Origin of the sequence: Brumimicrobium mesophilum, assembly GCF_003025005.1 — a bacterium.
GTDB classification, from domain to species: Bacteria; Bacteroidota; Bacteroidia; order Flavobacteriales_D; family Crocinitomicaceae; genus Brumimicrobium; species Brumimicrobium mesophilum.
This window is the reverse complement of record NZ_PVSS01000004.1, coordinates 141133-163025: the sequence shown is the minus strand read 5'-3', so window position 1 is coordinate 163025 and position 21893 is coordinate 141133. Positions and strand designations below refer to the sequence as shown.

Sequence of the window (21893 nt, the reverse complement as noted above, 5' to 3'; positions counted from 1 at the left end):
CATGATAAAGGAGTCAATATTTGACAACCAGATTCATCTTTCGATTGAGAATAAAGATTTTTCATATAGAATTCCTATCAAGAAAATTGGACAAACTACTGACTGGAAAATTGGAGAAAAAGGAAACGAAGGAATTGAAATGAAACACGTTTCGAAATGGACGTTGAAGTTGTTCACTAGAAATATTACAGATGAAAGTTTCATTACACAATTTGAGAAAATTGTTCAAGAACATGCACCCGATAATACAATTGATTGGGAGGAGACTGCATTGGCTATCAAAGTTCAAAATGAATACAATAGCTTGTCATTGGTTAAAAATAAAAACAAGTTGAATGAGAGTGAGATTATTTCATTTCTCAATGAGAAATATAAACTCGATATTACTTAAAATGGGGTTATTAAATTAATTGAAACGGGAGATGGAAAAGTCTCCCGTTTTTTTTGACTATACATTTCAGTTCTGAGTTCATTTGATTTACCCAAAAGTCAAGAATATCGGGCTTTGACGATTTGTACTAAGCAGAATGTTCTAAAATCTGATGTTCTCCGAAAATGAAAATATTATTAGTTTATTTATTACTCAACACATTTTCATAAGGTAATTAGAGTTACTTTTAATCGAATATTTATCAAAAAATGAGTAGATCCTATTTTGAAATGCACTTCGCCATACTTTTGGCAGGATTTAGCGGAATATTCGGTGAATTAATCACCTTGAATGAAACCTTGTTGGTGTTTTATAGGGTATTATTTTCTTCAGTAATATTGATATTAATTTTCTTACAGTCTAAAAGAAATTCAAGCAAGAAAATCGCTTTTTCAAAAACCAACTTGCTACTCATTTCAAATGGTGCTTTACTTGCATTGCATTGGGTTTTCTTTTTTGGAAGTATAAAGGCATCAACTGTTTCTATGGGGATCTTGTGCTTGAGCCTCGCAAGTTTCTTTACCGCACTACTCGACCCGCTACTCAATAAAAAACGAATCTCGATAAATAATTTATTTCTTAGTTCCCTAAGTCTTATTGGGATAAGTTTAATCTTTGGTTTTGACAGTACTTATAGAGAAGGAATAATCCTAGGAATTATCTCCTCTATTCTGGTATCATTTTTTACACTTTTCAATGAAAGTCTGGTCAAAAAACATGACACCCTTAAAGTTACAATGTTGCAAATGGTTGGAGGAACGATTATCATGGGCAGTGTTGTATTTATTGGAGCGTCCTTTTTGAACTTTCAATTTGTGGTGCCAAAAGGATTAGACCTTGTGTACATCACAATATTGGCAACAATTTGCACTGTATTTATGTATACTCTTCTGAATCGTTCTCTCAGAAATATCAATTCATTTACTGTTAATCTAAATTTCAATTTGGAACCGATTTATGGAATTGTTTTGGCTTTTATTATTTTCAATGAAGGTGAAAATTTCAACCTAACTTTTTGGATAGGAGTAACATTAATTTTGGCTTCTTTACTGCTACAATATGTGTTTTCGAAACCAACTAAAGTCTTAAAACTGACTAAAAAGTAAAAATAATATTGCTTTTTATACTTTTTTGTACAACTTATGCCTTGACCCTTTGTTACGCTTAAATAGAAAACGTAATTTTGATCACTATTAAATAACACAATTGACTGAAGAGCCTGCAAAACAAGAAATAGACATCAAGAAAAAGCGTCCCTGGTGGAAACGTATCTTGAGAATTTTGGGAAGTATTTTACTTGTCCTACTTGTTCTTTTTCTAACATTAGTTCTTATTGTTAGAAGTCCTTGGGGTCAAGATTTTATAGTGAATAAGGCTACAAATTTCGTTTCGGAGAAAACCAAAACCAAAGTTGAAATTGAAAAACTATTCATCACATTTGGTGGGAGCATTGATTTACGTGGTCTTTATTTAGAAGACACGAAAGGTGATACACTTATATATTCTGAAAAGCTTCAAGTAGAAATTCCAATTTGGCCTATCATTACAGGAAATCCTATTTCAATTGATGGTTTAGAATGGACTGGTTTACGTGCAAATGTCTATAGAAAGGATTCTATTCAAGGTTTTAATTACCAATTCATAATCGATGCTTTTGCTTCTGATACAACTGCAACTGCGGAGGTCAAAACTGATACAACTTCGAGTGAACCACCTGAAATATCAGTAGGTTCAATTGACTTTTTTGATTTCAAAGTCAATTACAACGATGAAGTTACCGGAATGAAAGCTAAGCTTAATCTAGGAAAATTTCATTTTGAAGGTAAAAATATCGACTTAAAAGAAATGAAATTTGAAGTTGAAGAAATGGCTTTAGAAAATACCAAAGTTAATTATATTCAATCTAAACCTATTCCACCCTCTGATACCACAGAAAGTGAATTGCCTTACTTAAGTCTAAACAATTTAAAATTAAATAATGTAATCGCTCATTATGAATCTGTGCCCGACAGCATGGTTGCCGATATCGATTTGTCGGAATTACTTTTACAAGTTCCAAAAGCAGATTTAACCAACCAAAACATTAAAGTGGGAAAACTCATGTTGAATAATTCTAATATTCAATTAACAATGGGGACACCACAGATTACAGCTTCAGATTCTGTGTCAGATACACAAGCGATGGAAAATACAGCACCATTTGTTTGGCCTGAGTGGAATGTTGAGGTTGAATCAATTGCTCTTCAAAAGAATAACATTCATTATCAAGCGGGAAGAAAGCCTCAAGAATTAAACAGTTTCAATCCAAACTACATTGTTTTATCCGAATTCAATTTCAATGCAAATGATATTATTCTTTCAAAAGAAGAATCGGCAAAATTAGAAATTGAAGAATTATCATTTAAAGAAAGTAGTGGTTTGACATTAAAACAACTGAAATTGCTGACAACAATTGATCCTACAGAGTTTTCAGTTGACGATTTAGTTTTAAAAACAGGAAATAGTTCAATTGATCTAGATTTGAATGCAAAATTTACTTCTTTGGAAAATTTCATGACAAATCCTGAGGAATCTCCCCTAGCCTTAAATTTAAAAGAATTTGTTATTGACCTAAACGATGCATTTACATTCGCTCCTGAATTAAAAGAAAATGAATACATCAGAAATTTAGCAAAGAACAATTTCACAGGTGAAATAAAAGCAGATGGAAAACTGACTGAAATGGAACTTTCGAAATTTATAGTTCATTGGGGAAAGAACACTGAAATTAATACCAATGGACAGTTTAAAAACCTTTTGGATACTGAAAATCTATTCGCTGATATCAATAATTTTAAATTTCATTCCACAAAATCAGACATCACAAGTATAATTTCAGAAGCTGATTTAGGAATTTCTATTCCTAAGGATATTTTGGTTGAAAGTCAAATTAAGGGAGCGCTAGATGATATAAAAGGAAAAATTCGTCTTACAATTCCAGAAGGAAAAATAAATATTGATGGTCAATTCAGTCAAAGAAATGATATTGCTTTTAAAGCCAACATAAATGTTATTGATTTAGCCCTCGGTAAAATCCTTAACAATCCACAAATTGGAACAATTGCCTTTAAAATGGATGCCTCTGGGAAAGGAAATGACATAAATGATCTCAACGCCAAGCTAACTTCAAAATTCTCTCAATTAGAATTTAATGGATATGATTTCTCAGCTCTTGAAGTTGATGGATTACTGCAAGGTGGAAAAGGAGATGTAAATATCTGCTATGAAGATGATAATCTGGACCTCAAAGTAGACACCAAAATTGAATTAGATAGCATTTATCCAAAAATAGCGTTGGATTTAAAACTCGAAGGTGCTGATTTATATGCGCTTGGAATTACAGAAAAGAAAATCAGAACTAAATTAATGATGGAAGCGAATTTCGAAGGAAATGCCGATCAATTTAATTTCAACACTAAAATCACTGAAGGTGTTGCTGTGTATGATAACGAAAACTATTACCTAGGACCAGTTGGTATATTAGCTAGTGTTGCAACTGACAGTTCTTCAATGGACTTAAAAAGTAATTTTCTGAATGCAAAACTACGTGCCAACGCCGGAATTGATAAAATATCTTTGGCAATTCAACACCATTTAGAACATTATTTTTTGGATTCTATAGCACACAGCCACGATATTGAGAATCCTGTAAATCTTTCATTCAATATGAAACTCGCTCAATCCAAATTAATTTCTCAGTTCTTGGTTCCCGACATTAATGCTATGGACACTCTTGAATTAAACATAGATTTCAATCAGGAAGAAGAAGAACTCATTGCAAATTTAAACTTGCCTTTTTTAGATTATGCTGATAATACAATAGATAGCCTAAATTTTAATTTTGATTCTTCATCGGATGAAGGGAAATTCAAATTTGGATTTATTAAACTTAATGCAGGTCCTTTGGTGATGCACCGCACCTATTTTGATGGAAATTTACAAAATGAAAAATTGGATTTACATTTCCACGCTTTGGATGAACAAGAAGAACGGGCTTATTTCATTGAAACTGAAATTAGTGGAAAAAGTTCAAATCTTAAAGTTCATATTAAACCAGACACATTAATATTTAGTGGTAATAGATGGACAATTCCTGAAGATAACCAATTAAGGCTGGAGAATAATAAAATTATTGCACAGAACTTTGTATTCAATAAAGGAAATGAAAGCGTTAAAATTGCAAATGATTTAGTTCAATCACCTCAAAACAATATTGGTATTGGCTTTGAAAACTTTAAATTAGCCAACGTTCTTGCTCTTTTCAATGAAGATAATCTTCTTGCCTCAGGAAATATGCAAGGAAACATTGTTGTGATTGATCCTTTAGAAAACTTTGGATTAAATGTTGATTTTGGAATTGAAAATTTAACAGCACTTCAGGCCCCACTGGGCAAACTTGATTTAAAGGCTAAATCCGATAAAGGAGAAAATTATAATGTTGACTTAACTTTAAAGGGAAACGATGTTGATTTGGCTGTAAAAGGCGATTATTCTTTGGTAAATATTGAAAACGCCTTGGATTTTCAAGTGGATTTAAATAAAATAGGAATGGAAACCATTGCAATCATCGCTGGTGAAAGTTTAGATGACGCTTCAGGTTATTTATCAGCAAAAATTTCATTGAATGGAAGCACTAGTTCCCCAGATTACAAAGGTTATTTGCAATTTAACGACGCTGCCTTCAATGTTACTATGTTAGATTCAAAATTTACATTGGCTAAGGACAAAATTAGTATTGACAATTCTAATATTACAATGAATAACTTTACGATTGAAGATGAACAAAATAATTCTTTCAAATTAGGAGGTTCTATTTCTACTAAAGATATGGCGAATCCAGATTTTGATTTAACAATAAATGCCAAAAACTTTCAACCAATAAATTCTACAAAAAAGGACAATGAAGAATTCTATGGAATATTAGATTTCGATATGGATGGTACGATTAAAGGTAATCTCAATTTCCCGGTCGTTGACATGAAAATTGCTATAAATGAAAACACAAACTTCACTTATGCCCTGTTAGATGCCCAAGCTTCGATCGAAAAAAGTGAAGGAATTGTTGAGTTTGTCAATAAGGATAATCCGGATAACATTCTGACTGGAAAAAGCGATTCCACTGAAACTACAGTTTTTGGAGGAATTGAACTAAGTGCAGGAGTTATTATAGAAAAGGGTTCAGAATTTAATGTTATTGTTGATCCTAAGACGGGAGACGATTTAAACATTTCAGGAGAAGGAGATTTGGATTTCAATATTGCTAGAAATGGACGAACAACTTTGAGTGGACTTTATGAAATTAACAAGGGTCATTATAATTTAAGTCTTTACAATTTAGTAAAACGTCAATTTAAACTAGAAGACGGAAGTACTGTACGTTGGAGCGGAACAGACCCCATGGATGCAGAATTGAATGTTACCGCGAAATATATTGTAGAAACTTCTGCCTCAGCCTTGATGGCTTCACAAACTGCAGGTGCCAGTGATGATGTGAAAAACAAATATCGTCAATCCCTACCTTTCTTTGTTTATTTGAATGTAAAAGGTGAAATTGATCAGCCCTTGTTAACTTTTAATTTAGGAATGCCAGAAGATTCAAGAAATGCTATTGATGGAACTGTATATGCTAGAATTAAACAATTAAATAGTGAGGAAGATGCATTAAATAAACAAGTCTTTTCTTTATTGGTTTTGAAAAAGTTTTATCCTAATGCCGGATCAGATGGTAGTGGTGGTGGAACAGCAGCTTTGGTGAAGAAAAATATAAACCAAGCGATTTCAGATCAATTGAACACCTATTCAAATAAATTAATGGGGAATTCGGGTGTTGAACTAAATTTTGGTTTAAATAGTTACACAGATTATCAAGGTGAAACTGCTGAAGAACGTACGGATTTAAATGTAAGTGCTCAGAAAAAATTGTTAGATGATCGATTAATTGTTCAGGTTGGAAGTACAGTAAATGTGCAAGGAGATGAGCAACCTGGTGCGGAGAACTCTGTAGTTGGAAATGCAAGTATTCAATATCTATTAACTGAAGATGGAAGATGGAGGTTGAAAGGATTTAGAGATAGCGAATATGAAAATGTAATAGATGGTCAAGTTTTCGTAAATGGAATTTCAATAATTTTCCAGCGACAATTCAATCAATGGAATAAGTTATTTGGAGATAAACCCGATCAAGAGGAAAACGAAGGTAAAAGCAAATCTAAAAATTCCGGAACTACCACTCAAGAAGAAAAAGAAGAAAGTAAAGATGGAACTAAATCAAATATAAAAGAGAAGAATTAATGCAAAGCATCTTAAGTAAATATCATATTTTATTAACTGTTTTGATAGTATCAATGCTTTACGCTTGTGGAGTAAAAAAATATATTCCAGAAGATGAATTGTTATTTCGTGGTGGAAAAGTAACCATTATTGACACCTCTGGCAATGAAGATATTGGTGGATTAGAAAGCGAATTACAAAGTCTCCTCTACCCTGAACCTAATAATAAAATATTAGGTCTATATCCAGGACTTGTTTATCATTATAAAGCGCAAAAGGAAGATACTAATTTTATTGTTCGGTTTATTAACAAAAAAATTGGTGAGGAACCTTCTTACTTTTCTGATGTGAATATTGAAAAAACGCAAGAACTGCTGGAAAACCGCTTAAAAAACAGTGGTTTTTTTAACACTGAAATTTCAACATCCATTGAAAAAGATAGTTCCTCTAAAACTGCTGAAACAAATTATACTGTAATTATTGGGAAAGCATATAGTTTAGCAGATTATTCAATTGTCATAGATTCCTTGAGTAAAAATGACTCAGTACCTGTTTACATTGAGTTGGAAAGGTCTCTTTCTGAGACAATCATTAAAAAAGGAATTCGCTATGATTTAGACGCATTTAAGGCGGAGCGAGAAAGGATAGACCAATATTTAAAAGATAAGGGTTATTATAATTTTAATTCAACATTTATTCTCTTTCAAGCGGATACGAATTTAAATGCAAATAAAACATTCAATTTATATTTAACCTTAAAGGAAGGCGTTCCATTCAAATCTAAAGTTCCCTATGTAATAAATCAAGTGAAAGTTTTCCCAGATGCTACCGATACTTTTTCAATTAATTCTGATGCTACCTCAATTAATGGAATTGTATTTCAACAGAGTTATGAATATTTTAAACCTTTCCGATTGCGTCCTTTTATTCTAATTGAACCTGGAGAACGCTACAACCCACTGAAATCGAAATATACAAGTCAAAGAATTTCTTCGATAGGAAATTATAAATTCGTAAATATCAATTATCAAGAATTAGATAGTTTAGACTCAGACAGTACTTATTTAAGGCATTTGAATGCAAATATTTCACTTTCACCATTAAACAAAAGGTCTCTAAGAGCAGAATTACAAGGTGTAACAAAATCTAATGATTTCACTGGACCCGAATTAAGTTTGACTTTCATAAATAGAAATATTTTCAAAGGAGGAGAAAGCTTTTCGGCTAGAGGAAATATAGGGTATGAAAAACAATTTGGTCGGAATACGAGTGGTTCTAGCAGTTTGAGAATGGGTTTAAATGCTTCTCTAATTTATCCAAGATTAATATTCCCCGGAAATTTAGATATTTATTTCACTTATGCCATTCCTAAAACTAGAATCAGTACAGGTTATGACTTCATGAGAAGAACCGAGCTTTATACTATTAACTCTTACTCTGCTTCATTTGGATACATTTGGAACGCAAATAAATGGGTAACGCATGAAATAGATCCGATCAAAATAAATTACGTTAGAATTGGAAACAGAAGTGCACAATTTGACTCTATATTGGATGGAAATCCATTTCTGAAAAGAAGTTTCGAACAGCAGTTTATCGCGGGTTTAAATTATACTTTCACCTACAATGAATTAAATAATCCAAATAGAAAGGGGCGTCTTTATGCAAGATTTAATTTTGATTTGGCTGGTAATGCCGTTAGTATGTTTGGTAAAACAAGAGAAGGCGATTCTTCAGAAGTTTTTCTTGGTTTGCCATATGCGCAATATATAAAAGGTGATATAGATTTAAGTTATCATTATAAAATCACAAAATCAGGGCATACCTTGGTTGGTCGACTGTTTGGAGGTGCTGGTTATGCATATGGAAACTCAAAATCGATGCCCTATGTAAAGCAATATTTTTCTGGCGGTTCCTATAGCGTTAGGGCATTTCAAATAAGGGGATTAGGTCCTGGTGTTTATAACCCAGATAATAATGAAGATAATTATTTGGACAGATCTGGAGATGTGAGGTTAGAAGGTAATTTTGAATATCGTTTTCCATTAATTTCTGTATTAAAAGGTGCAGTTTTCTTCGATGCAGGAAATGTATGGAATTTAAACAATAGTCTAGAAGGAGGTGCTTTTACATCTGATTTCTATAAACAATTAGGTATTGGAACTGGATTTGGTTTGAGGGTTGATGTTTCTGGATTTGTTATCCGTTTTGATTTTGCAGCCCCTTTAAAAACACCTGAAGCAGATTGGGATTTCGATTATGAAAATCCTGTGTTTAACTTTGCAATTGGATATCCATTTTAGGCTTGTTTTTTCTATTTTACTTTATATCAGCCCAATTAACGATTATAAAACGGTACATTAACTCTCATAAATTCACTTGATGAAACACAGCCTAACATACTATATCACACTTTTGGTAATAAAACTGAAAGGCCTGAAGAAAAATTTCAGTGAGGATCCAATTGATTACTTAAAGATTAGAAAAGAGGATGTACACGAGCCGAAAGGCAGATTCTTCAAAGAAAATCAATTGCGGAAATTCAATATCTCTAACTCCACAATTACCGAGATTGGTCAGAATAAAAATTCAGAACAACTTGTTATTTTTCTTCATGGTGGAGCTTTTATTTCTGGGCCTACCGAACATCATTGGAATGCTCTAATGGAAATAGCAAAGCAAACACAATTTAAGGTTTGGATGTGTGATTACCCTAAAGCACCAGAGAATCATATTTCAGCAATTTCTGAGAATATCGATTCCATATATGAAACGGCATTAAGCAGTTATAAATCTGAAAACATTTTTTTAATTGGAGATTCTGTAGGAGGAACTTTAGTCACTACTTTAACTCAACGATTAATAAAAAATAAAATTGATTTACCTCGAAAAGTTATCCTAATTTGTCCGGTCATGGATGCAAGTATGAGCAACCCTGAAATTAAATTAATTGATGCTTCTGACCCAATCCTATCCAGAAAAGGTGTTTTGAGTGCTAAAAAGATGTGTGCAGGAACAACAGATTTAAAAAACGAACTCATCTCCCCTCTCTACGGTAGTTTTGATAAATTTCCTGAAACTATTATTTTTATTGCAGAGAATGACATCACTTTACCTGACCAAAAAAAGGTTGTGCAAAAAATGAAAGAGACCAAAATTAAGTTTGAAATTGTTGTTGGTGAAGACATGCCGCATATTTGGCCATTTCTACCTGTAATGAAAGAAGCAAAAACAGCTTTGAATGACATTATTCAGTATTTAAAAAAATAACCTAAATCCAATATCGTTTTATTCCAATTATAAGGTCAATCTTTCAATCGATGTCTTAACATACACAAAACTCCAACTTCTTCTTTCGATAAATTTTCAGCTTTTTTTAGTAATACATTAATTTCTTTTTCGAAATATTTCAATGTTTTACCTTGCGTATAATCATCAATTATTCTAGGATCAATATATGAACCTCTTGCAACAGATGGGGTATTTCCTAATCTTTCAGACACCCTGTTAACCGCTTCTCTAATATTCTTATCCAACAAATTTTGGTCTTTTAGGTCAACCACACCTAATTCATCTAAAGCTATAGCAGCAATCATAGTTCCCGCCCAAGTTCTAAAATCTTTTGCCGAAAACTCCTCTCCCATAACTTCACGGATATATTCATTCAAATCTTCGCTTTGTACTTTAACAATGTTGTTTTCTTCATCCAGATATTTGAAAATCTCATACCCTGGCATTTCATCGATTTCCTGAACAATTTTCGCAAGCTTCGCATCAACTACATGTTTCTCCTGTTCTTGACCAGATTTCCCATTGTAATTAAATACAATCTCATCTCCATCTATTGTAAGGTGTTTATGACGCAAAGTTGTCAAACCATAAGTCTCATTTTCTTTGGAATAGGTTGTGCTTCCAGGTCTAAAAAATGCAGATTCTAGCAATCTAAGCATTGTGGCCAAAACCTTTTCTCGGTTGAGTTTTCGTTTTCTTAAATGCTGACCTGTCACCCGGCGCATGTGCTCTAATTGATCAGCAAAGTCGATTATTCTATCAAATTTCTTAGAATTCTGTTTATTAACATAATTGGGATGGTAGATGTATTGCTTACGATCTTTGTCATCTCTACCGGTTACCAACAAATCAGATTTCCGGTTTTCACTTATTTCTACATCCGTCCAAGCAGGAGGAATTACAAGGGATTCAATCCACTTACGAATTTCCTTATCTTTAATAGTGTTGTTTTTTTCGTCCTTATAGGTAAAACCTTTACCATGCTTTTTCCTGTAGTACATAGACCAATTTTAAGCTTAAATTTAACTAAAATATATCCTCAACAGCTAGTTAATAATTCAGAATATTATGCCATTTGAACTATTTTGTCATTAAAAACACAAAAAATAATCTATCCTAATTAATAAAAATGTGAATATCTTTAGAAAATCTAAAACTACATTCAATTGACAACAAAAGAAATCATATTAAAATTAGACATCAAGGACATCAAAAGCATTTATTTTGAAGGGAACAAACAGAAATTCTTTTTCGGACCAGAAACTAAGCGACAGTCACTTTTTTTAGTGATGTTCATTCTGATTTATCCAGTCTTTGCCTACTATGCTCTAAAATCGACAGATAGTTCTTATTTTATTTGGGGGAGTATTTTGCTCTCGTTTTTGGCATATCATTTCTTAGATGTCGCTAAACCGATTTATAAATGGAAAAAATCTATTTTAAAATTCCTGAAAAAACTTGAGAAAATTGAGGTGGTAAAATTCAAATACAATAATGACTTTTTCATTCACCAAGAAGATAAAAATGAGCTAAAGCAGTATTGGAATATTATTGATAGGGCAATTATTAATGAACGATACATCTGGATCTTTTCAAATACAAATATACTTCTTCCGAAAAGTTCGATGAGTGATAAGGAATATTTTGAACTCTCTGAAGTAGTTTTGAAGAATGTCAAAAATGTAGAAAAGAATAATTCTGTTACTTAATTATGGTTAAGATATTATGTTTATATTTGAGGATGAGGCTTTCATAAATGAAAGTAATAAATAACTAATGTAACAATAAATATATGTTTGATCAAATAATTAGTCAAGGAAAAGAATTGCTTTCAGGGAAATTAAAAGAAACAATTGGGCTTGATGATAGTCAAGTGAATAAAAGTTTTGAAGTTGCAGGAGAAAGCGCAATTGATGGTTTAAAAGAGGAAGTTACAGGAGGTAATTTAAGTGGAGTAATGGACTTATTTAATGGTAAATCTGACACTTCAACTTCAAATCCAATTGTTGGCGGAATTGCGAACAAATTTATTGGAAACTTAGTTTCAAAATTAGGAATTAGTGAAGGAATAGCTTCGAAAGTTTCTGATATGATCATTCCTTTTATCATGAGTAAATTCGGTAGTAAAGAAACTGGTGAAGCAAAAGAAGGTTCTGACCTTGCTGATTTACTCGGTGGTGGTGGAATCGCTGGTGCGCTTGGAGGATTGCTTGGAGGAAGCAAAGATGACAAAGACGGAAAAGATGACGGAATTCTAGGAAAACTTGGAGGAATGTTTGGATAGAAATAATTCTTAATGATTAATGGATGAAGAATACAACTAACTATTCATGATGAACACATTAATATTTAAGAATTTAGATAAATAAAACGGGTGATGAAGTTTTTAAGCTTATCGCCCGTTTTTGTGTAGATATAAACCTAGTAAGCTTTTGGCATTCTATTTGAAGAATTATGTACTGTTCTAACATTTAAAACTAAAAATTTGAAAAATTTAATTTTATCCTTAACTGTTCTTGGGTTAATTTCATTGACTTCTTGTAGTGAAAATACAAATGTAAAATCAAATAATCCTTCACCTGAAAAAACAAAAGAATCTCGTGATATAAATGAAGATATCAAAAAGGAAATAAGTGATGAAATCGTTGTAAGTACTTTATTTGATGATCAAGGGGATACTTTAAAAATTACTTTTAATAACACTAAGAATATTGCAACTATTAGTTTCGAAGGTAATCCCGTAGTGCTGAATGGTCAACCTGCTGCTTCCGGAATCTGGTACAAAAATGAACGTTTCGTATTAAGAGGAAAAGGAGATAAAGTTGAATTAACTAAGGATGGTAAGGTTATATTTGAGAATTAAATGTGTTATTGAGATACCATAATGAATAGAATTTTGACATTTATCTTTCCTTTAATGAGTTACCTATCATTTGGGCAACTCAATTGTCATATTCAGCTAGTTGATTCATATTCATTGGAGAACATTCAAATAAACGAATCACTTGAAATAGAAAGAGCATATTTTCAGGTAGATTCATTGAATAATTTAATCCTTTTAGAAAAGAAGAAAGGTCAAAAACTCAATATTCATTTTCAGGATTATGAGTTATATAGTGAGAAAATCAAAATAAGAAATTACAAAAATGATACGATAAATATATACCTCACTCCTATCAGTTCAGTGATTATGTCTAGGTTTGATTCAATTTGGAAATCAGATTTTATAAATTTAGATACTTTAATTTTTGAAGAAACCAAGGATATTCAAAGGCTGCTAACTCATTATTTGACATACCTTGAAGTTCTTCAGCACGAATGTTTTAACGGTATGTGTAATTACTCAAATACACATAGTTACATAATAACATTTTCAAAAAATGACTCCATTTTTGAAATTACTGAAATAGAAACTTTGACACACCGAGAATACCATTGTGAAGAACTTGAAAATTGTATCGATAGACTTCAATATATTTATCCGAAGTTTAGAATCGATCAACTGGATGAAGATATATATACTTTTACTCTTAATTTTAGAATTATATTTTAGACATACAATTTTGTTCTCTCATCATTATAAAAGTAATTCTTGAGATCTTTTTAATATATTTAAGAAACAGAATTGAAAATTTTTAAAGAATCTTGTATGAAAACAACTACTACAATAATGGCAATTTTATTGATTTCATTGACTTCAATCATATTTTCTCAAATAGAAAATTATGAAACTCCTGATGATGAACCCATCATAAATACACAGACTATTGTTAATTATAAACTTTATCCAACAAATAACAAATGGATATTTATTAAACTGAATACGCAAAATGGTTTATTATGGCAAGTCAAAATTGATATTGATGGTAATAATCGATTTGAAACCAACCTCAATTCATTAAGTCTAGTTAATAAAGAAAATGAGGAGAACAATAGATTTACGCTCTACCCTACTACAAACATTTACACTTTCATCGTGATGGATCAAATTAATGGTAATTTATGGCAAGTTCATTGGTCAGAATACCCTGAAGAAAGATATGTAATTCCAATTGAATAATTTATGTTGAATCGTATTTTTCATGAGAGTTTTGTCTAGAGTTAATCTGATATTTATAGTCAAAGCCTAAAGTGTGTTGAAAAGTTTAACTCATTGACAGTAATTAATTTTATTAATCCGAAATAGCTCAAAGCCAACCATTCAAGTCTTGGAGTCGTTTATCTATTGAAACCATAAACAAATTTCCATGAAGTTATTTACTACCCTATTTATTTCAACTTTAGTCCATTTAGGTTTTACACAGAACTTAGTTTCAAATCCAAGCTTTGAAAACCGGACAGATGATTTTTGCGGAATTATGCACCTCACCGATTTCGATGCAACAGCTGAAGATTGGTACTCCCCAACCCAGTCCACTCCTGATTTATACTTTACAACTATAAATCCAACTTGTTATAATTATATGCCAAATAGTAGTTATTCTGGTCCAATAACCTTAAAAGGATCGCAGCTTCCAAGAACTGGTGAAGTCATGGCGGGATTAATGTTGTACTCACTTGCGGGTTTATCTCAAAGAGAATACTTGCAAATTCTTCTGGATTCACCACTGAATATTGGAGAAACTTATGTTGTCGAATGTTATGTTTCATTAGGAGACAATATGGAATTCGCAACAAATGGAATGGGAATGTATTTATCAACTCAGCCAATTTCTTTAACATCAGATGGGGTATTAAATTACTCACCCCAAATCACGTCAAGCAATGTGATCTCAGAAACTCAAAATTGGGTTCTACTTTCGGATACAATCACGGCTACAGAAGCCCATACTTATGTAACCATTGGGAATTTTAATTCAGATGCCCAAACTACGACCATACCAAATCAGACAAGTTCAACCACTTTTTACGGTTCTTATTATTATGTAGATGATGTAAATATTAGTTCAACAAGAACCTTAAATACTGCAGAAAATTCCATCAATAAAAAAAGAGAATTAGTGAAAATTATTGACTTTATGGGAAGAGAAACCGAATTCAAACCGAATACTCCTTTGATATATATCTACAACGATGGAACCAGAGAACGTGTTTTTCAAAGTGAATAAACTAAAATGGTGGTAAGAAGAAAGATAAAAATATTAAGATGGATAGTAGTTTCTGCATTGTGTTTTTGTAGCAATTTAAGAAGTATATCAGCCTAAAAAAAAAGGTTTAGACTGCGATTTTTTATATGCCTCGCGGTCTAAACCTTTTTATATCAAAATTCTGTGTAACTACACAAGTGAATATCTAAGCAAATACTATTTGTGTTGTTCCCAAATCTGAACAAGTTCACCCATCGTCTGAACAGCTTTCTGCATATCCTGAACACTTACATACTCATGCTTAGAATGTATTGCCATTTCACCTGTAAACAAGTTTGGACAAGGTAATCCCATGAAAGATAAACGAGAACCATCAGTACCTCCACGGATAATAACCAGACGCGGTGTAATATCTGATTTTTTCATTGCTTCGATAGCATAGTCTGTAACAAAAGGAACTTCTTTTAAAATCTCCTTCATGTTTCTGTATTGTTCAGTCACTTCAAATTCTAAACTAGCACCTGGATACTGCGCAACTACTTTTTCAGCAATCTCTTTTAAACGCGATTCATATTCCGCCAATTTACTTGTTTCATGATCACGAATAATGAATCCTATTGTAGCTTTCTCCTGAATACCGTTAAAAGCTGTAGGATGAACAAAACCTTCTCTAGCTTCAGTAGTTTCAGGTGACCAACTATCTTTAGGAAGTTCAGCCAAAATTTCACCTCCCAATTTCAAAGCGTTGATAATTTTACCTTTTGCGTAACCAGGGTGTGCACTCACTCCATGAATAGTCATTTTCACAGCATCTGCCGAAAAACTTTCATCTTCGATTGAACCTAAAACTCCACCATCTAAAGTATAACCATAATCAGCTTTTAGTTTCTCCATATCTAAATGGTCAACTCCACGACCAACTTCTTCGTCTGGTGTGAATAAAATACGGATATCACCATGCTTAATTCCAGGGTTACCCATAATGTATTCAACGAAATCCATAATACAAGCAACACCTGCTTTATCATCTGCACCCAGTAAAGTTTTACCACTAGCAGTAATCAAATCATCACCAATCTTTTCTTTCAAATAAGGGTGCTTTTCTGTTGTGATAATTTGGGTATTATCATCTGGAAGTGTAATAGGATTTCCGTCATATTCTTTATGTAGAATTGGCTTCACATTTTTTCCTGTCACGTCCGGTGCAGTATCCATGTGTGCACAGAAACAAACCGTTGGAACATCATTCGATGTATTGCCTTTCACTGTTCCGAAAACATAACCCCACTCGTCCATTTCAGCATCCTTAACACCTAAATCAAGTAATTCTTGAAGAAGTAGTCTTCCTAAATCCTTTTGGATTTCTGTTGAAGGAAATGAAGTTGAATCTGGATCAGCTGTTGTATCGATTTGAACATATCGCATCAAGCGCTCTGCTACTTTGTGATTATAATCTTTAATTGCCATTATTTTGAACTTTTATTGAATGGCTAAAATAAGTAAAAAAGAGTATTGAGGGAGCGTTTTAAGTAAGGAGTTTATTGTTAAATCGAAAGAACACCCGATACAGTTTCAGTTGTAGAATGGTCTATTACATAAACACAGTTAAAATAGCTGCTTATGAGTTCAAATACTTTAAAAAACTAGCACAAGAACTGATAAAATAATTTCTGCCTGGATTAATCTAAGCAAAAAGACCTTCTCGTATTACAAAAATTCAAAAACAGAAATTTCTTTACCATTAAAAGAAAGTTTTTTCTTTTAATCGCTCTTTACTAAAAGGGCGAGTTGGTTTTTGGTTCTGAAGAATCCTTTAACACATGGTTATAAACATTTTATTTTCAATTCAATAACTACCCTCCAGTCGATTTTTTCAAAAGCATATCTGGAATCAGGTATATTGAAGATCGATTGACAGGAATTGAATACTGTGTTACGCCTAAACATTGAAGTATTCAGAATTCCTCATACCAAACATTCAAAAGAATTATCAAGTTCTGGCTCAGCGCATCGGTGGATTAAGAAAAAAATAAGTTTTTTATTAATATCGGATCTCCAAGATCACAATCAACATTAGAATTAGTGGTTCATCGCAATGCAATTAGTCTAATCCCGTAGTACTAGGTAATGCTTATTTCAATTGCACATGAAGTAGACCTAGTTGAACAAGTTAAAATTAAGAACCTATCTCAGAACTGGAGAAAATTAGAAATGTACCTAAACTGCGAGAAATCGGATCTGAATGGTACAAAGGCAAAGGTTTCTTGGTTCTTAGGGTGCCCTCTGCAGTGATTCCAAAAGGATACAACTACATCATAAACGCAAATCAACCATTATTTAAGGAGAAAGTGAAACTGGTAAGAAATGAAGCATAATGTTTGGAAGGGAGGTTGTTTTAATTTTTTCCCGTAGAGGCGCAATGCATTGCGTCTCTACGGGAAAAAAATTATGATCTTAATTCAGCCTTTAACTGACTTTCCAATTGTTTACGGATATCTTCCATAATTTTATCAATTTGTACATCTTTTAAGGTCTTCTCATTATCTTGAAAATGGAAACTAACTGCATAGGACTTCTTGTTTTCAGGCAATTTATCTCCCTCATATACATCGAACAATTTAACTTCTTTCAATAATTTTCGATCAGTTTTACGCGCTATTTCTTCAATTTGTTGAAATGTAACAGACTTATCTAAAAGTAAAGAATAATCACGGCGAACTTCAAATGCTTTTGGTAAAGGTTTAAACTGAGTTTTATTTCTATTCCCTAAACTAAGAATCATATCCCAATCTAAATCAGCAATATAAACCCTTTGTTTTAAACCTAAACTTTTATTCATTTTATTGCTAGTCCATCCAATTTCTCCGATTTTATCTTTTTGAATATACAACTGTATTCCATCTTCCAGGATAGATTTTTTCAAAGCTTTGGTACTCAACAAAGCATCCAATCCTAACCTTTCAAGAATTGAAGTTACAATACCTTTCAAGGTAAAGAATGATACTTCGCCTTGATTAGAATTCCATTGCTCTACTTGTTTAGCTCCAGTTAAAAAGATAGATAATCGTTTATTTTCAATAAACTCAGCATTGAATTTTTGATAAATTTTTCCAAATTCGAATAATCCCAAATCAGAATTTTGACGATTCTTGTTATGAACTACCGTAGTTAATCCTTGGAAAATAAGAGATTGGCGCATGACATCTAAATCCAAACTTAATGGATTTAACATTTTCACTGAATTATCATTCGAAAACACTTCTCCTCCATGTTCAACAATGAAATTACTTGAAGTCAATGAGTTATTCATCATTTCAAAATAGCCTTGAGAAACCAATAAATCTGCGATTGTATTCAAACGCATCTCTTCACTTCTTAGGTTTTGATCCGATAAACTAATGTTCCATTTTTCAGGAAGTTCAATATTATTAAATCCATATATTCTTAATACTTCCTCGATAACATCTGCCTCGCGAGTAACATCTACACGGTAAGTTGGAATTTTTAATTGAACTCTATCACCATTATTTTGTAGGATTTGAATATCTAATGCATTCAAAATCTCTCCTACTTTTTCTGCATCAATTTTATTTCCAATTAACTGATTACATCTAGAATAGCTAAAGGTTACTTCTTTTGATTTAATGCGTTTTGGATAAAACGGAATTGGCTCATGGGAAATTGATCCATCTGAGAGCTTTGCAATCAACGTTGCGGCTCTTTTCATAGCAAACTCAATCATTTTCACATCAACGCCTCTTTCAAAACGGAATGACGCATCTGTGTTTAAACCATGTCTTTTTGCTGTTTTTCGAACACTCACTGGGTTAAAATAAGCCGATTCAAGAAAAATTGACGTTGTTTCGGAACTAACTCCTGAGTTTAAACCACCGAAAACACCAGCAATACAAAGATTTTTTGATCCATTGGTAATCATTAAGTCTTGATCAGACAATTTGCGCTCAACACCGTCCAACGTTGTGAATAATTCACCTTCTTCCGCATGTTTGACAACAATTTTTTCACCAACTTTACTCAAATCAAAAGCATGCAAGGGTGTACCCAATTCATGCATCACGAAGTTTGTAACATCCACAACATTATTGATTGGTGAAAGTCCAATAGTTAACAAATAATTCTTCAACCAATCTGGAGAAGGCTTCACTTTTATATTTGAAATTACACAACCTAAATAGCGAATGCAATCATCAGGTGCCCTAACTTCTATTTTAACTTTCTCTCCATTTTCTACAACTTTGTAAGCGCTAATATCTGGCAATTGCAGTGAGCTCTTTTCAGTTTTATGAACTTTATTAAAAGCCACAATATCACGAGCTACACCAAGATGACCTAAAGCATCACTTCTATTAGGTGTTAATCCAATTTCGATTCTGTAATCATCTGCTAGATTAAAAAAGTCAGCTGCTTTTTGACCAATTTTAGCGTCCTTAGGCAAAACCATGATACCGTCATGAGAAACCCCCATACCCAATTCATCTTCTGCGCAAATCATCCCGAAAGATTCAACACCTCTGATTTTGGCCTTTTTAATTTTGAAAGATTCATCTGGATTTGGAAATAAAGTAGTTCCAACAGTTGCTACTACCACTTTTTGTCCTTCTGCCACATTTGGTGCACCACAAACAATTTGAACTTCTTCTGCTTCTCCAATATCTACGCTAGTTACATTTAATCGATCTGCGCCCTCATGAGGTACACATTTAGTTACATGACCAATCACAACACCTTCAAGACCACCCTTAATAATTTCAACTTTCTCAAGTCCTTCTACTTCAAGTCCTGTATCTGTTAAGATTTCACTTAAACGCTCAGGTGAATGTTCTGTTTTTACGTAATTTTTTAACCAGTTATATGAAATTTTCATCCTTCTTTATTTCGGTATTTTACAATCCACAAAAATAGTCAAATAATTCTCATATTTTGAGAATTCACAATGAGTTTGTCAGGATATTCGGTAGATTTAATCCTTAAATATCAATTATTATTTGTCAATTATAATTTACGCTTTCTATATTTGTATCAAATTTCAAATCTTCACTTTTTAGAACAATGCAAAATCCAAATCGATTTGTTTCCTTTAAAACTAAATTACCTGCGATTTCAATGCCTGAAAAGTTTAATTACCCTTTTTATTACACTCCTCATCCCTACGCAATTATCGCCGCAGAGGAATTACAAACGTATATCTCTAGACAAGATTGGAACCATAATTTTGGAATAGAATCTAATGTTGCGGGAATTGAAATAGGTAAAATGTTTGGAGTTTTAGTGGTTGTTAATACCTCTGGAGAATTAGGCTACCTAGCTGCATTTTCAGGGAAACTAGCCAATTCAAATCATCACGAGTATTTTGTTCCACCAGTTTTTGATATGTTAACGGAAGGCAGCTTCTTTTTAGAAGGAGAGTTAAAAATCAATGCTGTGAATGCTAGAATTGCTGAAATTGAAAATAATGAAATTTTTATTCAGCTGAAAAAGGAATTTACAGATCTTAATAAAAGATTAGTCTCTGAAGAAGAAGAATTAAGAAAGGAAATGCGAATTGCAAAGGCCAACCGAAAAAAACAACGTTTGGACAATGAAGGAAGCTTAAATTCTGAGGACTTTGCGAAATTAATGAATACACTTGCCAGTCAAAGTATTGCGTATAAAACAAGGTTAGCTCAATTCAAACAACTTCAAAAGGAGAGGATTATTGAGCTTGAGAGTCAATTAAAACCATTTTCAGCAGAATTGGACCTTCTTCTTAATAAGCGTAAAACAGATTCAGCTCAGTTACAACAAAAGCTTTTCTCTGCTTATAAATTCCTGAATAAAAAAGGAGAAGAAAAGGCCTTGCTTGATATTTTTAATGACACTGCATTTAAAAAACCACCTGCGGGTGCGGGAGAATGTGCTGCTCCTAAACTTTTACATTATGCTTTTAAAAATGACTTAAAGCCTGTTGCAATGGCTGAGTTTTGGTGGGGAGCTCCTCCAGGTACGGAAATTCGAAAGCATAAGCACTACTACCCTGCTTGTTTGGGGAAATGCAAACCTATCCTGTCTCATATGTTGAAAGGAATAGATGTACAAGAAAATCCTTTGTTAACCAATCCGGGAATAGATAAAGTGATTCAAACAGTGTATGAAGATGACTTTATTTTAGTGATCAACAAACCTCATGATTTACTTTCAGTTCCAGGGAAGGAAATTTATGACTCTGTTTATGCACGAATTAAAAAGCAATATCCGAAAGCTGAAGGTCCACTTTTAATTCACCGATTAGATATGTCAACTTCGGGGTTATTAATCATCGCCAAGGATTTGGAATCTCATAAATTCTTGCAGCAACAATTCATCAAAAGAAAAGTACAAAAGACCTACACCGCTCTTATCTCCGGTTATTTAAAAGAAACTGAAGGAACCATTGATTTGCCATTAATGCTAGATATTTTAGATAGACCTAGACAAAAGGTCGATTTTGAAAATGGAAAATCTGCAAGAACTGAATGGAAAGTTATTGAACGAAAAAAAGGAATGACCAGAATTGAAATGAAACCTATAACTGGAAGAACACATCAATTAAGGGTACATTGCGCACATGCTAAAGGATTAAATTCTCCAATTAAAGGTGATGACTTATATGGAAAAATTGAAGATAGACTTTATTTACATGCCACAACTTTAAGTATTCAACATCCTAGTACTAAAGAAGAAATGTTTTTTGAAGCTCAACCAGATTTTTGACAATTGACAATTGACAATTGAGTTTA

At 32.6% G+C, this 21893-nt stretch carries 16 protein-coding genes; 13 read left to right on the top strand and 3 right to left on the bottom strand.

The genetic code is table 11. The annotated features are described in order from the left end of the window. Position 1 precedes the first annotated feature (1 nt). From C6368_RS05390 to C6368_RS05370, 5 genes are all read left to right on the top strand, one after another. Positions 2-391, top strand: coding sequence for a hypothetical protein (locus C6368_RS05390; RefSeq protein ID WP_107038166.1), 390 nt, complete (start codon positions 2-4; stop codon positions 389-391). Between the two features lie 248 nt (positions 392-639). Continuing rightward, positions 640-1536 carry a DMT family transporter gene (locus C6368_RS05385; protein WP_107038165.1) on the top strand — a complete coding sequence of 299 codons (897 nt, stop codon included), beginning with the start codon at positions 640-642 and terminating at the stop codon, positions 1534-1536. 100 nt (positions 1537-1636) lie between these two features. Then, on the top strand, positions 1637-6760 hold the full coding sequence (locus tag C6368_RS05380; protein ID WP_107038164.1) for a translocation/assembly module TamB domain-containing protein: 5124 nt from the start codon (positions 1637-1639) through the stop codon (positions 6758-6760). Further along, positions 6760-9042 (top strand): translocation and assembly module lipoprotein TamL, encoded by a 2283-nt coding sequence (tamL, locus tag C6368_RS05375; RefSeq protein ID WP_107038163.1) that lies wholly within the window; start codon positions 6760-6762, stop codon positions 9040-9042. Before C6368_RS05380 ends, tamL begins: the two co-directional genes overlap by 1 nt. Positions 9043-9121: 79 nt before the next feature. Beyond that, positions 9122-10009 (top strand): alpha/beta hydrolase fold domain-containing protein, encoded by an 888-nt coding sequence (locus tag C6368_RS05370; RefSeq protein WP_199851592.1) that lies wholly within the window; start codon positions 9122-9124, stop codon positions 10007-10009. A 35-nt stretch (positions 10010-10044) separates the two neighbouring features. Here C6368_RS05370 and C6368_RS05365 read toward each other — a convergent pair whose 3' ends face one another. Continuing rightward, on the bottom strand, positions 10045-11031 hold the full coding sequence (locus tag C6368_RS05365) for a DNA topoisomerase IB (protein ID WP_107038161.1): 987 nt from the start codon (positions 11029-11031) through the stop codon (positions 10045-10047). A gap of 165 nt (positions 11032-11196) precedes the next feature. On the opposite strand from C6368_RS05365, the gene C6368_RS05360 reads away from it, so the two are divergent. The 6 genes from C6368_RS05360 (at position 11197) to C6368_RS05335 (ending at position 15138) form a co-directional block, all read left to right on the top strand. Continuing rightward, complete coding sequence (locus C6368_RS05360; RefSeq protein ID WP_107038160.1) at positions 11197-11739, top strand: hypothetical protein; 543 nt, start codon at positions 11197-11199, stop codon at positions 11737-11739. Between the two features lie 83 nt (positions 11740-11822). Then, complete coding sequence (locus tag C6368_RS05355; protein WP_107038159.1) at positions 11823-12314, top strand: hypothetical protein; 492 nt, start codon at positions 11823-11825, stop codon at positions 12312-12314. A gap of 201 nt (positions 12315-12515) precedes the next feature. Then, complete coding sequence (locus C6368_RS05350; protein ID WP_159038459.1) at positions 12516-12893, top strand: MliC family protein; 378 nt, start codon at positions 12516-12518, stop codon at positions 12891-12893. Positions 12894-12947: 54 nt separating this feature from the next. Next, positions 12948-13583: a hypothetical protein gene (locus tag C6368_RS05345; RefSeq protein ID WP_159038458.1), complete on the top strand. Its 636-nt coding sequence runs from the start codon at positions 12948-12950 to the stop codon at positions 13581-13583. 96 nt (positions 13584-13679) lie between these two features. After that, positions 13680-14090, top strand: coding sequence for a hypothetical protein (locus C6368_RS05340; protein WP_107038156.1), 411 nt, complete (start codon positions 13680-13682; stop codon positions 14088-14090). Between the two features lie 187 nt (positions 14091-14277). Next, positions 14278-15138, top strand: coding sequence for a hypothetical protein (locus C6368_RS05335; RefSeq protein WP_159038457.1), 861 nt, complete (start codon positions 14278-14280; stop codon positions 15136-15138). A gap of 195 nt (positions 15139-15333) precedes the next feature. Here C6368_RS05335 and pepT read toward each other — a convergent pair whose 3' ends face one another. Then, complete coding sequence (gene pepT, locus C6368_RS05330) at positions 15334-16584, bottom strand: peptidase T (protein WP_107038154.1); 1251 nt, start codon at positions 16582-16584, stop codon at positions 15334-15336. Between the two features lie 719 nt (positions 16585-17303). Between pepT and C6368_RS17615 the strand changes: the two genes are divergently transcribed. Next, complete coding sequence (locus C6368_RS17615; RefSeq protein WP_394336203.1) at positions 17304-17492, top strand: RES domain-containing protein; 189 nt, start codon at positions 17304-17306, stop codon at positions 17490-17492. A gap of 71 nt (positions 17493-17563) precedes the next feature. On the opposite strand, the gene pheT is transcribed toward C6368_RS17615, so the two are convergent. Then, positions 17564-20002: a phenylalanine--tRNA ligase subunit beta gene (gene pheT, locus C6368_RS05320; RefSeq protein ID WP_107038153.1), complete on the bottom strand. Its 2439-nt coding sequence runs from the start codon at positions 20000-20002 to the stop codon at positions 17564-17566. A gap of 185 nt (positions 20003-20187) precedes the next feature. On the opposite strand from pheT, the gene C6368_RS05315 reads away from it, so the two are divergent. Then, entirely contained in the window at positions 20188-21867 is a 1680-nt protein-coding gene (locus C6368_RS05315) for an RluA family pseudouridine synthase (RefSeq protein WP_107038152.1), read from the top strand. Positions 21868-21893 lie beyond the last annotated feature (26 nt).